Annotated in this window: 12 protein-coding genes; 4 read left to right on the forward strand and 8 right to left on the reverse strand. The window is 61.8% G+C overall.

Annotated elements, in window-relative coordinates; translation table 11 throughout:
• Complete coding sequence (gene sulA / locus ACFY68_RS17565; RefSeq protein WP_346613844.1) at nucleotides 1-477, forward strand: SOS-induced cell division inhibitor SulA; 477 nt, start codon at nucleotides 1-3, stop codon at nucleotides 475-477.
• Nucleotides 478-514: 37 nt separating this feature from the next.
• Here the strand turns inward: sulA and ACFY68_RS17570 are convergent, their stop codons facing one another.
• The 6 genes from ACFY68_RS17570 to fadB all read right to left on the reverse strand — a co-directional run bounded on the left by ACFY68_RS17570 (nucleotide 515) and on the right by fadB (nucleotide 7,906).
• Nucleotides 515-748, reverse strand: a complete 234-nt coding sequence (locus ACFY68_RS17570) for a hypothetical protein (protein WP_003248777.1) — start codon at nucleotides 746-748, stop codon at nucleotides 515-517.
• Nucleotides 749-798: 50 nt separating this feature from the next.
• Nucleotides 799-1,314, reverse strand: coding sequence for a DUF6586 family protein (locus tag ACFY68_RS17575; RefSeq protein WP_387529764.1), 516 nt, complete (start codon nucleotides 1,312-1,314; stop codon nucleotides 799-801).
• 196 nt (nucleotides 1,315-1,510) lie between these two features.
• Nucleotides 1,511-4,120: a type I DNA topoisomerase gene (gene topA, locus ACFY68_RS17580; RefSeq protein WP_387529766.1), complete on the reverse strand. Its 2,610-nt coding sequence runs from the start codon at nucleotides 4,118-4,120 to the stop codon at nucleotides 1,511-1,513.
• A gap of 100 nt (nucleotides 4,121-4,220) precedes the next feature.
• Complete coding sequence (locus tag ACFY68_RS17585) at nucleotides 4,221-4,472, reverse strand: DUF1653 domain-containing protein (RefSeq protein ID WP_346613841.1); 252 nt, start codon at nucleotides 4,470-4,472, stop codon at nucleotides 4,221-4,223.
• Nucleotides 4,473-4,551: 79 nt separating this feature from the next.
• Nucleotides 4,552-5,727 (reverse strand): acetyl-CoA C-acyltransferase FadA, encoded by a 1,176-nt coding sequence (gene fadA / locus ACFY68_RS17590; protein ID WP_387529769.1) that lies wholly within the window; start codon nucleotides 5,725-5,727, stop codon nucleotides 4,552-4,554.
• A 31-nt stretch (nucleotides 5,728-5,758) separates the two neighbouring features.
• Entirely contained in the window at nucleotides 5,759-7,906 is a 2,148-nt protein-coding gene (gene fadB, locus ACFY68_RS17595) for a fatty acid oxidation complex subunit alpha FadB (protein ID WP_387529772.1), read from the reverse strand.
• A gap of 262 nt (nucleotides 7,907-8,168) precedes the next feature.
• On the opposite strand from fadB, the gene ACFY68_RS17600 reads away from it, so the two are divergent.
• A complete protein-coding gene (locus ACFY68_RS17600; RefSeq protein ID WP_387529775.1) occupies nucleotides 8,169-8,396 on the forward strand; it encodes a hypothetical protein in 228 nt (75 codons plus the stop codon).
• On the opposite strand, the gene ACFY68_RS17605 is transcribed toward ACFY68_RS17600, so the two are convergent.
• Nucleotides 8,393-8,830 carry a hypothetical protein gene (locus ACFY68_RS17605; protein WP_387529778.1) on the reverse strand — a complete coding sequence of 146 codons (438 nt, stop codon included), beginning with the start codon at nucleotides 8,828-8,830 and terminating at the stop codon, nucleotides 8,393-8,395. The genes ACFY68_RS17600 and ACFY68_RS17605 overlap by 4 nt on opposite strands.
• A 109-nt stretch (nucleotides 8,831-8,939) precedes the next feature.
• Between ACFY68_RS17605 and ACFY68_RS17610 the strand changes: the two genes are divergently transcribed.
• On the forward strand, nucleotides 8,940-9,380 hold the full coding sequence (locus tag ACFY68_RS17610; RefSeq protein ID WP_346613837.1) for a universal stress protein: 441 nt from the start codon (nucleotides 8,940-8,942) through the stop codon (nucleotides 9,378-9,380).
• A 116-nt stretch (nucleotides 9,381-9,496) separates the two neighbouring features.
• On the opposite strand, the gene ACFY68_RS17615 is transcribed toward ACFY68_RS17610, so the two are convergent.
• Complete coding sequence (locus ACFY68_RS17615) at nucleotides 9,497-11,425, reverse strand: ATP-binding cassette domain-containing protein (RefSeq protein ID WP_387529782.1); 1,929 nt, start codon at nucleotides 11,423-11,425, stop codon at nucleotides 9,497-9,499.
• A gap of 221 nt (nucleotides 11,426-11,646) precedes the next feature.
• Between ACFY68_RS17615 and ACFY68_RS17620 the strand changes: the two genes are divergently transcribed.
• Nucleotides 11,647-13,575, forward strand: a complete 1,929-nt coding sequence (locus ACFY68_RS17620; protein ID WP_387529785.1) for a transglycosylase SLT domain-containing protein — start codon at nucleotides 11,647-11,649, stop codon at nucleotides 13,573-13,575.
• Nucleotides 13,576-13,600: the final 25 nt, after the last annotated feature.

The following is a 13,600-nucleotide window of genomic DNA, read 5'->3' on the forward strand; positions in this document are numbered from 1 at the left end:
ATGCAGCAGCTCGTCCAACCACAACAGCAGGTTCAGCTTCCGCTTTTCGAGGCGTTCCTTGCTCAACCGGTACTGCCTGGCCTGAAGGCCAGTGAGCAGGCACGCAAGAATAGCCAGCCGGACCTGTTCAGTGAACTGTCCCTGCGTGGCGCCCCCGAGCATTGCCAGAGCCTGCTGGCACCCGTGCTGCGCGAACTGAGCGAAGAGCAAGAGGCCCGCTGGCTGACGCTGATAGCCCCACCCGCCAGCCTGACCCAGGCCTGGTTGCGGGATGCAGGCCTCAACCGTGAACGCATCCTGCTGCTGCACCCACGCGGCAACCAGAGCCCGTTGCAACTCGCTTGCGAAGCCTTGCGCCTGGGCCGCAGCCACACCGTGGTCAGCTGGCTGGGCAGCGTCAATGCCACGGCGCGGCAGCAACTGCTCCGTGCCGCCAGTGCCGGAAATGCACAAAGCCTGAACATCCGCCTCGGCTGATGTTCAGGCTTTGCCTGGACACGGTTAAAAACCAGTGTCAGTGAAGTACGCGCGGCCCTTCGTCACGCTCAAGTTCGCCATCCATCAGGCGACCTGCCATCTGCACGCCGACACTCAGCATCGCCTTGGCGACTTCGACATGTTGGCCCTGCAGGAACACCTTGGCGTCTTCCGAGAAATCCAGGGTTACCAGGGAGCCTTCGTCCTCGGCACGACGCAGTTCGATCCGGCCATCAGGCAACTCGACAATTTCCAGAAAAGACGTAGACATAAAGGGCTGTTCTCCGCGAAAGGCCGGTATTGTACCAGCCAGCGCAGCTATCAGCACTCACTCAACGCGTCACGGAATCGTCTCACCAGGCCTTTGAGGTTGGTGCGCCAGCTGTCCAGCTCTTCCCGCGATAGTGCAGGCTGCTCAGGTTGGTCGAGGTTGACGGCCTGGATCAGCGGCTGCGTGACATCGGTTTTTGGTGTTTTTTTCGCGACGGGTGGTCGGAACAAATCGGCATAAGCGCTGAGGAACTGGGCCAGCCACGTTTCGCGCTGCCTGGCCAATTCCAGCAATTCGGCGACCTCGGGTATCGCGATGCCATTGAGCGCATCGTCGGCAAGCGCCTGCTCGACACTGGTCGCAACCGGCAAGCGGTAAAAGCCACCAATCTCGTGACATAGCCCCAGCAGGGCCCCATACAGGTGGAACAGCGCCGATTCGCGCTCAGCCTGGACCAGGCCTTGGGCGTTCATCGCCTGGCTGTCTGCCGCCTTGGCCATAGACTCGAGCGCAAGCCCGGCGAAGAAAAGTTTCTGGTTGGTGCGGGTGTAGAGTTCCTGGGCCATCTCGAGTGACCTCCCTGAAGCTGCAAGGCGAATACCTGCAGTTTCAGGGATCAGCGACTGCTTGTCACCAATGAAATGGGGCCGCTGTGCGACCCATCGCCGGCAAGCCGGCTCCCACAGGGTACTGCGTGGTCCTGGTGGGAGCTGGTTTGCCGGCGATGGGCCGCCTAGCGGCCCCATTTGCAGTGCTGAATGATCAGCGCTTGTCTTCCACCTTCCACGCGTTGCCGTCGTAGAAGGCCTTCCAGCCGGTCGGCTTGCCATCGACCTCGGACTGCACGTACTGCTCCTTGGTCTTGCGGCTGTAACGGATCACCGCTGGACGACCCTCTGGGTCTTTTTGCGGCGCTTCGCAAAGGAAGTGGTACTTCGGATCGATCTCGTGCTTATGCGGCACGATTTCCATCACCAGCGGCGCGCGAGTCTCGCGGTTCTTGGGGAACTGGCTGGCAGCCAGGAACAGCCCCGAAGCACCGTCACGCAGCACGTAGGTGTCGTCGACCTTCTCGCACTTGAGCTCCGGCATGTCCACCTTGTCCATCTTCGGTGGCGCCGCTTCGCCACTCTTGAGCAGCTTGCGGGTGTTCTTGCAAGCAGGGTTGGTACAGCCGAAGAACTTGCCAAAGCGGCCAGTCTTGAGCTGCATTTCGCTGCCGCACTTGTCACACTCCAGGCTCGGCCCTTCGTAGCCCTTGATGCGGTAACTGCCCTCTTCGATCTCGTAGCCGACGCAATCCGGGTTGTTACCGCAGATGTGCAGCTTGTGCTTCTCATCGAGCAGGTAGGCGTCCATCGCCGTGGCGCAGATTGGGCAGCGGTGCTTGCCCAACAGTACGCGCGACTCCGACTCACCCTCGTCATCCGCTGCGATTTCATCGCCCGGCACCAGGTTGACGGTAGCCTTGCAGCGCTCTTTCGGCGGCAGGGTGTAACCCGAGCAACCCAGGAACACGCCGGTGGAAGCAGTCCGGATCATCATCGGCCGACCGCATTCCTTGCACGGAATGTTGGTCATGGTCGGCTGGTTGGCGCGCATCCCGTTCTCAGCGGATTCGGCAGTCTGCAGCTTCTTGCTGAAGTCGCCGTAGAACTCGTCCAGCACGTTTTTCCAGTCACGCTCGCCTTGGGCCACGTCGTCTAGATTCTCCTCCATGCCGGCGGTGAACCCGTAGTCCATCAGGTTGGCGAAGCTTTCCGACAGGCGCTCGGTGACGATGTCGCCCATCTTCTCGGAGTAGAAACGGCGGTTGTGCAGCGTCACATAGCCGCGGTCCTGGATGGTGGAAATGATCGCCGCGTAGGTCGACGGGCGGCCAATGCCGCGCTTTTCCATTTCCTTGACCAGGCTGGCTTCGGTGAAGCGTGCCGGTGGCTTGGTGAAGTGTTGGCTCGGGTCGATCTGGATCAGCTTGAGCGCTTCACCCTGGACCATTTCCGGCAGCACGTCGTCTTCGCCCGGCTTGCTGACCTGAGGCAGCACACGGGTGTAACCGTCGAACTTGAGAATGCGGCCTTTTGCACGCAGCTCGAAATCCCCCGCTGCCACGGTGACGCTGGTAGACAGGTACTGGGCCGGCGGCATCTGGCAGGCGAGGAACTGGCGCCAGATCAGCTCGTACAAGCGCTCGGCGTCACGCTCCATGCCGTTGAGCTTCGTCGGGTGGGTGTTGACGTCGGACGGACGAATCGCTTCGTGCGCCTCCTGAGCACCCTCTTTGCTGCCGTACACCAGCGGCGCTTCCGGCAGGTACTGCTTGCCGAACTCGCTTTCGATGTAGCTGCGGGCCATTTCCACGGCATCGGTCGACAGGTTGGTCGAGTCGGTACGCATGTAGGTGATGTAGCCAGCTTCGTACAGACGCTGGGCCATCATCATGGTCTTCTTCACCCCGAAGCCCAGCCGGTTGCTCGCCGCCTGCTGCAGGGTGGAGGTGATGAACGGTGCCGACGGCTTGCTGCTGGTCGGGCGGTCTTCACGCTTGAGCACGGTGTAGCTGGAAGCCTTGAGCTTTTCCAGCGCGGCCATGGCCTGGGCTTCGTTGAGCGGCTTGAAGGCTTCACCCTTTTCGCGTGCCACTTCGAACCGCACCTTGGCGTTCTTGGCGGTGCCCAGGTCGGCGTGCACTTCCCAGTATTCTTCAGGGATGAAGGCGCGGATTTCGCGCTCACGCTCGACCACCAGCTTCACCGCCACCGATTGCACACGCCCGGCCGACAAGCCACGGGCAATCTTGGCCCACAGCAGCGGCGAGACCATGTAGCCCACCACGCGGTCAAGGAAGCGCCGCGCCTGCTGGGCGTTGACGCGGTCGATGTCCAGCTCTCCGGGTTGCGAAAACGCTTCCTGGATGGCCTTTTTGGTGATTTCGTTGAACACCACGCGCTTGTAGCGGGTGTCATCGCCACCGATGGCTTCGCGCAGGTGCCAGGCAATGGCTTCCCCCTCACGATCCAAGTCGGTTGCGAGATAGATGGTGTCAGCATCTTTGGCCAGGCGGCGCAGCTCTTCGATCACCTTTTCCTTGCCAGGCAGGATCTCGTATTTGGCCTTCCAGCCGTGATCGGGGTCGACGCCCATGCGCGCCACCAGCTGGCGACGGGCCTTTTCTTTTGGCGACAGGGCCGGAGCCTCACCCGCAGCCTTGCCCCGCTTGGCAGCCGGCTCTTTGCTGGCGCTGGCCGAACCGCTGGTGGGGAGGTCACGGATGTGGCCGATACTCGACTTCACCACGTACTGGTTGCCCAGGTACTTGTTGATGGTCTTGGCCTTGGCCGGGGATTCCACAATGACCAGCGATTTGCCCATGGATCGGAGTATTCCTGAATCTGAAAATGAAAAACGCGTCAGGTGCCAGACGCGGCACCGCTATATATAGTGGCGAAACTGTGAGGTCAAGCGCGGTCGTTCATGCCGGCGACTTGCCAGACAACTCTGCAAGCCCCTCTTCGGCCTTGACCAAAGCAAAGCGTGGCACCTGCTCGCCGTCAACCTCGACGGACTCCTGGAACATCGAAAGGGGTCGCACCCAGAAGCTGTAATCACCATACAGGCATTGGTAGAAGACCATCCACTCTTCGCTCTCAGAGTGCCGCGCAACACTGAAGACACGGTACTCAGGCCCTTTGTAATGCCGGTATACGCCTGGCTGTATCTGCATGTCGCCTTCCCTCTTGAAACAAATTCTGTAAAAAACAAAAACCGGGGCACAGGGCCCCGGCTGCTGCCTTGCAACGCGATCAGACGCGTTCGAAGACCGTAGTGATGCCCTGGCCGAGGCCGACACACATGGTGGCGACACCCAAGGTACCGCCATTCTGCTTCATGACGTTGAGCAGGGTGCCGGAAATCCGTGCACCGGAGCAACCGAACGGGTGGCCCAGAGCAATGGCGCCGCCGTGCAGGTTAACCTTCTCATCCATCTTGTCGAGCACTTTCAAATCTTTGAGCACTGGCAGGGCCTGTGCGGCAAAGGCTTCGTTGAGCTCGATGAAGTCGATGTCGGCCATGGTCAAACCGGCGCGTTTGAGCGCTTTCTGGGTTGCCGGCACCGGCCCGTAGCCCATGATTGCCGGGTCAACACCAGCCACTGCCATGGAACGGATTACAGCCAGCGGCTGGATGCCGAGGTCCATCGCACGCTGGCCGGACATGACGATCATGCACGAGGCGCCGTCGGTAATCTGCGACGAAGTACCGGCAGTCACGGTACCACCCTTGGGGTTGAATGCCGGCTTGAGCGATGCCAGGCCTTCAAGGGTGGTTTCCGGGCGAATGGTTTCGTCGAAGTCGAAGACTTTCAGGAAACCGTTCTCGTCGTAACCCTGCATCGGGATGATCTCATCCTTGAACTTGCCTTCGACCGTGGCCTTGTGGGCCAGCTGGTGCGAACGCACGCCGAACAGGTCTTGCTGTTCGCGGGTGATGCCATGCATTTTGCCGAGCATCTCGGCAGTCAGGCCCATCATCCCGGAAGCCTTGGCGGCGTGCAACGACATGTGCGGGTTGGGGTCGACGCCATGCATCATGCTGACGTGGCCCATGTGCTCGACACCACCGACCACGAAAACATCGCCGTTGCCGGTCATGATCGCCTGGGCGGCAGTGTGCAGCGCGCTCATCGAAGAACCGCACAGGCGGCTGACGGTTTGCGCGGCGGAGGTGTGCGGGATCTGGGTCATCAGCGAGGCCATACGGGCGATGTTCCAGCCCTGCTCCAGGGTCTGGTTGACGCAGCCCCAGATCACGTCCTCGACTTCTTTCGGGTCGACCTTGCCGTTGCGCTCGAGCAGCTTGCTGATCAGGTGCGCCGACATGTCTTCGGCACGGGTGTTGCGGTGCATGCCACCCTTGGAGCGGCCCATCGGCGTGCGACCGAAGTCGACAATCACCACGTCTCTTGGATTCAGGCTCATATCAATATTCTCGCTCTAACTCGTTGGCCGCTCAGTTGAAGAAGCGCTGGCCATTCTTGGCCATTTCGCGCAGCTTCGCGGTCGGGTGGTACAGCGGCCCCAGGTCAGCGTACTGGTCGGCCAGGGCGACAAATTCAGCCACACCGATCGAATCGATGTAACGCAGCGCACCACCGCGGAACGGAGGGAAACCAATGCCGTAGACCAGGCCCATATCCGCTTCGGCAGCGGTTTCAACGATGCCATCTTCCAGGCAGCGCACGGTCTCCAGGCACAGCGGCACCATCATCCAGTTGATGATGTCTTCGTCGGTGACTTCACGCTGCTCGAAAACGATCGGCTTGAGCACATCGAGCACGGTGGCGTCGAAGACTTTCTTGGGCTTGCCACGCTTGTCGGTCTCGTACGCGTAGAAGCCCTTGCCGTTCTTCTGGCCCAGGCGATTGGCCTCGTACAGCGCGTCGACAGCCGAGCGGCGCTCGTCCTTCATGCGGTCCGGGAAGCCTTCAGCCATCACGTCACGGCCATGGTGGCCGGTGTCGATGCCGACCACGTCCATCAGGTAGGCCGGGCCCATAGGCCAGCCGAATTTTTCCATGACCTTGTCGATGCGCACGAAGTCGACACCGGCACTGACCAGCTTGGCGAAACCACCGAAGTACGGGAACAGCACGCGGTTGACCAAAAAGCCCGGGCAGTCGTTGACGACGATCGGGTTCTTGCCCATTTTCTTGGCGTAAGCCACGGTGGTGGCGACCGCCACTTCACTGGACTTCTCGCCACGGATGACTTCCACCAGCGGCATCATGTGCACCGGGTTGAAGAAGTGCATGCCAACGAAGTTTTCCGGGCGTTTGAGCGCTTTTGCCAGCAGGTTGATGGAGATGGTCGACGTGTTGGAGGCAAGGATCGCATCCCCTTTCACCTGGCCTTCCACTTCCGCCAGCACGGCTTGCTTGACCTTCGGGTTCTCGACCACAGCTTCGACGACGATGTCGACGTTGCCGAAATCACCGTAGGACAGGGTCGGGCGAATGGCGTTGAGCGCTTCGGCCATCTTTGCCGGCGTCAGGCGGCCTTTTTCGACACGATTGCCCAGCAGCTTGGAGGCCTCGTTAAGGCCAAGCTGAATGGCATCTTCACGAATGTCCTTCATCAGGATCGGCGTGCCCTTGACCGCCGACTGGTAGGCGATACCGCCGCCCATGATGCCGGCGCCGAGCACGGCAGCCTGCTTCACGTCGCGAGCGATTTCGTCGTGGGCCTTGGCCTTGCGCTTGAGCTCCTGATCATTCAGGAACAGGCCGATCAGGCTTTCGGCAACCGAAGTCTTGGCCAGCTTGGCAAAGCCTGCGGCCTCGACTTCCAGTGCCTTGTCACGGCCGAAATTGGCGGCCTTCTGGATGCTCTTGATGGCTTCGACCGGGGCCGGGTAGTTCGGGCCGGCCTGGCCTGCAACAAAGCCCTTGGCGGTCTCGAAGGCCATCATCTGCTCGATGGCGTTGAGCTTGAGCTTTTCCAGCTTGGGCTGGCGCTTGGCCTTGTAGTCGAGCTCGCCGCTGATGGCGCGCTTGATCAGGTCCAGGGCGCCGGCCTGCAACAGCTCAGGGGCGACAACGGCGTCGACGGCGCCGACCTTGAGGGCGTCTTCGGCACGGTTTTCCTTGCCAGCGGCAATCCACTCGATGGCGTTGTCCGAGCCAATCAGGCGCGGCAGGCGAACGGTACCGCCGAAGCCTGGGTAGATACCCAGCTTGACTTCTGGCAGGCCGATTTTCGCGGTGCTGGACATAACGCGGTAGTCAGCGGCCAGGCACATTTCCAGGCCACCGCCCAGGGCGATGCCGTTGATCGCGGCAACGGTCGGTACTTCGAGGTCTTCGAACGCGTTGAAGATGCGGTTGGCTTCCAGGTTGCCGGCAACCAGCTCGGCCTCGGGCAGCTTGAAATTGTCGACGAATTCGGTGATGTCGGCGCCGACGATGAATACGTCCTTGCCACTGCTGACGATCACACCCTTCACCGAGGCGTCGGCCTTGATGGCGTCGACGGCCTGGCGCAGCTCGTCCAGGGTCAGGCGATTGAACTTGTTGACGGACTCACCCTTGAGGTCGAACTTCAGTTCGACGATGCCGCTTTCAAGAGCCTTAACCGTGATGGCTTTACCTTCGTAAATCATCAACTGATCTCCACGATATGGAAGCTGAACTGTACACGCCGATCGCTGGTGGAAAGCAGCCATTCGCTGCTCTTGCCCAGGCACACCCGTCAGCGCGCTAGTCGGGAGAATGAATGAGCGATGTGACATACAAACGCTCAATTCATACGCCCGTTTGATTTGGGTATGCACACATTCTCCGAAAAGGTCGGCGTTGTCAAATGCTCGCAAGCGGGGTTAAAACGCGACTTTCCGGTCATTTTGTATCGTCCGGGTGCAAAGCATGATGAGCGTGATCGCCGATCATTCATGTCAGCGATTGACCACAGATATCGCAGGGCGCTGCATTTTTTTCATGCACGTCGCCGCAGGCTGGCTACACTGCGACTGGCTTGAAGAAATTCCCGGCCTGCCTGGCCTTTTCTGCGCAGCAGAAACGACAAAGCGGCAATCTGACACCGCCCTTCATGGGGTGCTGCCAGGTTGCCGCTTTGTCGTAGTAGGGGGTTAAGCGAGGGTTTCGAAGGCGTGGGCAATATCCTGCAACACAGATTTATCGCCACGCTCACTCCAGTACAGGGCAATCATGCGCGTGTCGGCTTCAACCTTGTAAACGGTTGCCGGCAGCCGCGCGAACACCTCGTTCAGGCGCGGCTCCTCGCACGCTTCCCGCCACTGGTTCCACCACACGCCCGGGCTGACCTGCCAGTAGCACCAGCTGTCCTCACGCCCCCGCCGGCGCCCGCGGTGATACTGCGGGCAAGGGCTCGGCGGCTCATGCTCCAGCCAGTGCGGCCACTGTTGCGGCGCCAGCTGCATGGCCAACCCCATGCGCCGTGCCTCCAGGCGCAGGCTCATCTGCTCACCCTGTTTGCGCGACTGGCGCAGCCAGGCGAACGGGCTGAGAATCACCGCCAGGATTGACACCACCAGCAATACCGTCATATCTGTAGATCCCATAAAGCGTTGCAAATGAGCGGGTTACTCGGTTTCACGGAAGACCCGCCCGAAAGCGACCATACTTCTACTATCGCGATTGTCAGGAGTACAGCTCATGCCCTACGAACATCTTCTGGTCGCCGTCGACCTTACCGAAGAGTGCGACCCGGTGATCAAACGTGCCATGAAGCTCGCCGAGCCTACAGGCGCCAAGGTCTCGCTGGTGCATATCGTCGAACCCATGGCCATGGCCTTCGGCGGTGACGTGCCAATGGACCTGTCGCAGCTGCAACAGCAACAGTTCGACCAGGCCAAGGAGCGCATGGACCGCCTGTTCAACAAGTACCCTGAGATCAACCGTGGCGACTCGCACCTGACCTACGGCCAGCCGCGTCAGGAAATCCACCAACTGGCCAAGGACCAGAAGTGCGACCTGATCGTGGTCGGCAGCCATGGCCGGCACGGGCTGGCATTGCTGCTGGGCTCAACGGCCAATGACGTGCTGCATGGCGCGCCGTGCGATGTGCTGGCGGTGCGGCTGCAGAAGAAAGAATGATGTAGCCAGGCCCGGCCTCATCGCCGGCAAGCCGGCTCCCACAGGGGTTGGCACTGCTCTAGAGAACAGTGGCAAGCCTGTGGGAGCCGGCTTGCCGGCGATGGGGGCAGGACTGATCAGCCTTCCAGCTCCGCCCAGCGCTCTACCAGGGCATCCAGCTCACCCTGCATCTGCTCGAGCTTGGCCAGCACCGCCGAGGTTTCCTCGATAGGCCGCTGATAGAAGCCCGGTGCGTTGACCTCTTCCTGAGCCACCGCCATGCGCTGTTCGACCGCGTCGATCTGCCCTGGCAACATCTCCAGCTCACGTTGCAGCTTGTAGCTGAGCTTCTTCTTCGAGGCATCGGCCACGGCTGCAACTGGTGCAGGTTCGGCTTGCACCTCCTGCTTCTGAACCACTGCGGTGTTGAGCTCGGACTTGCCGCCCTTGCTCTCGGTCACGCCCAACAGGCGCGGCGAACCGCCCTGACGGATCCAGTCCTCATAGCCACCGACATACTCGCGTACCTTGCCCTCGCCTTCGAACACCAGGGTGCTGGTGACGACGTTGTCGAGGAAGGCCCGGTCGTGGCTGACCATGAGCACGGTGCCCTTGTAGTTGGACAGCACTTCTTCCAGCAGCTCGAGGGTCTCGACGTCGAGGTCGTTGGTCGGTTCGTCCAGTACCAGCAGGTTGGCCGGTTTGCTGAACAGCTTGGCCAGCAACAGGCGCGCACGCTCGCCACCCGACAGCGCCTTGACCGGCGTGCGGGCACGCTGCGGGCTGAACAGGAAATCGCCGAGGTAGCTGAGCACGTGGCGGTTCTGGCCGTCGATCTCGATGAAATCGCGGCCTTCGGCCAGGTTGTCGATCACGGTCTTTTCCAGATCGAGCTGGTGGCGCATCTGGTCGAAGTAGGCCACTTCCAGCTTGGTGCCACGCTCGACCTTGCCCGAGGTAGGCTCGAGGTCCCCGAGCATCAGCTTGAGCAACGTGGTCTTGCCGGTGCCGTTGGCACCCAGCAGGCCAATACGGTCCTGGCGCTGCAGGACCATGGAGAAGTCCTTGACCAGCATCGGCCCTTCAGGGTGACGGAAGCTGACGTTCTCCAGCACCATGACCTGCTTGCCGGACTTGTCTGCCGCTTCGATCTGGATGTTGGCCTTGCCCTGGCGCTCACGGCGCTCACCGCGCTCCACGCGCAGCGCCTTGAGCGCACGCACACGCCCTTCGTTACGGGTGCGACGGGCCTTGATGCCTTGGCGGATCCACACTTCTTCCTGCGCCAGGCGCTTGTCGAACAGCGCGTTGGCGGTTTCTTCGGCAGCCAGCGCGGCCTCTTTGTGCACCAGGAAGCTGGCGTAGTCCCCGTTCCAGTCGATCAGCCCACCGCGGTCCAGTTCGAGGATACGGGTGGCCAGGTTCTGCAGGAAAGAACGGTCGTGGGTGATGAACAGCACGGCGCCGTTGAAGCCGCGCAGGGCCTCTTCGAGCCAGGCGATGGCACCGATGTCCAGGTGGTTGGTGGGCTCGTCGAGCAGCAGCAGATCGGGCTCCGACACCAGTGCCTGGGCCAGCAGCACACGGCGGCGCCAGCCACCGGACAGCTCGGCCAGGGTCTTGTCGGCCGGCAGTTGCAGACGGCTCAGGGTGCTTTCGACCACCTGCTGCAGGCGCCAGCCGTCACGGGCTTCGAGCTCGTGCTGAACGTGCATGAGCTTGTCCAGGTCGTCATCGCCCTGGATGTTCTGGCTGAGGTGGTGGAATTGCGCCAGCAACTCGCCAACGCCATCCAGGCCGGCGGCAACCACGTCGAACACCGTGCGCTCGTCGGCGACCGGCAGCTCCTGCGGCAATTCGCCGATCTTCAGGCCAGGGGCGCGCCAGATATCACCGTCGTCGCCCTTCTGCTCGCCCTTGACCAGGCGCAGCATGCTCGATTTGCCGGTGCCGTTACGGCCGATGATGCACACCCGCTCGCCACGAGCGATCTGCCAGGACACTTTGTCCAGCAGCGGCATCGCGCCGAATGCGAGGGACACATCGCTGAATTTGAGCAGGGTCATGTTTGTCTCCAGAAAGCGGGCGCGCATTCTACCTGAGTTGGCCCGTTCCGGCATTAAGTTGACCGCAACGCCCGGGCATTACGACATCCGGTCGAACTTAACGCCTTGATACAAGCACAGTGCTTTCACCCGCTGCCGGCAAACGGCTAAGCTAAGGCAATTGCTTCCAACAGTGCTGGCTTCGCCGTCACTTTCCCATGGTTCAACTGCCCGGACGTATCATGCGCAGCCGCCTGTTACAGATTGCCTCCTGCCTGCTGCTTACCGCCGCCACCGCCAGCGCGGCGCAGGCCATCGACCTTTCTCAGCAACGCCAATACTACGACGAGGCCAAGCGTGCGCTGGCCAAAGGCGACAAAGGCCCCTACCTGCGCTACTCCCAGGCCTTGCGCGACTACCCGCTCACGCCTTACCTGGCCTACGACGAACTCACCGCGCGCCTGAAAAGCGCCAGCAACGAGGAAATCGAAGCCTTCCTGGCCAAGCACGGCGACCTGCCCCAGGCCAACTGGATGAAACTGCGCTGGTTGCGCTGGCTGGCCGAGCGCGGCGAGTGGAACACCTTCGTCAAGTACTATGACCCCAAACTCAACTTCACCGAGCTGGACTGCCTCAATGGCCAGTACCAGTTGAGCCACGGCCAGCGTGCCGAAGGCTATGCCAGCGCCGAGAAGCTGTGGAACGTGGGCAAGTCGCAACCGGCTGCCTGCGACACCCTGTTTGCCATGTGGGCCGCCGAAGGCCAGCTCACCGAGGCCAAACGCTGGAACCGCGCCAAGCTGGCAGCCCAGGCACGCAACTATGCCCTGGCCAACAACCTGGTCAATTCCCTGACCACCCTTGCCCCGCAAGGCCGCCTGCTGGTGGATGTGGCGCAAAAGCCTGAGCTGCTCAACCAGCCATCGCGTTTCACCCCGGTCAACGAAGCCATGTCCGACGTGGTCAGCCTCGGCCTGCGCCGCCTGGCCCGCCAGGACCCGGAGCGCGCCATGGCGCTGCTCGACGACTACGCTCAGCGCATGCACTTCTCCCGCGACGAGAAAGTCGCAATCGCCCGCGAGATCGGCCTGACCCTGGCGCGTCGCTACGACCCGCGCGCCCTCGACCTGATGACCCGCTACGACCCGGAGCTGCGCGACAACACCGTCAGTGAATGGCGCATGCGCCTGCTGCTACGCTTGGGCCGCTGGGAAGATGCCTACGAGCTGACCAAACGCTTGCCGCAAGACCTGGCCAGCAGCAACCGCTGGAAGTACTGGCAGGCGCGCAGCCTGGAGCTGGCACAGCCGAACAACCCGCAAATCCCGCTGCTGTACAAGACCGTGGCGCGGGAGCGTGATTTCTATGGCTTCCTCGCCGCCGACCGTGCGCAAACGCCTTACCAGCTGAACAACCGGCCGCTGGCGCTGAGCCCGCAACTGGTCAACAAGGTGCGCAACACCCCGGGCGTCAAGCGTGCGCTGGAATTCCACGCCCGCGGCCAGATCGTCGAAGGGCGCCGCGAGTGGTACCACGTCAGCCGCCACTTCAACCGCGATGAAATGGTTGCCCAGGCGCGCCTGGCCTACGACCTGCGCTGGTACTTCCCGGCCATTCGCACCATCAGCCAGGCTCAGTACTGGGATGACCTGGACATCCGCTTCCCGATGGCCCACCGCGACACCCTGGTACGCGAGGCCAAGGTACGTGGGCTGCATTCGAGCTGGGTGTTCGCCATCACGCGTCAGGAAAGCGCGTTCATGGAAGATGCACGCTCAAGTGTCGGCGCCAGCGGCCTGATGCAGTTGATGCCGGCCACGGCCAAGGAAACCGCGCGCAAGTTCAGCATTCCTTTGGCATCGCCACAGCAGGTGTTCAACCCAGACAAGAACATCCAGCTCGGTGCCGCCTACCTGAGCCAGGTGCACAGCCAGTTCAACGGCAACCGCGTGCTGGCCTCGGCGGCGTACAACGCCGGCCCCGGGCGCGTACGCCAGTGGCTCAAGGGCGCCAAGCACCTGAGCTTCGATGTGTGGGTGGAATCGATCCCGTTCGACGAGACCCGCCAGTACGTACAGAACGTGCTGTCGTATTCGGTGATCTACGGGCAGAAGCTCAACTCGCCTCAGCCGTTGGTGGATTGGCACGAGCGGTATTTCGACGACATGTGAAACCGCCAATGCTCTTCGCGGGGCA

It is taken from the genome of Pseudomonas sp. NPDC012596, from assembly GCF_042902325.1.
Lineage (GTDB): Bacteria > Pseudomonadota > Gammaproteobacteria > Pseudomonadales > Pseudomonadaceae > Aquipseudomonas.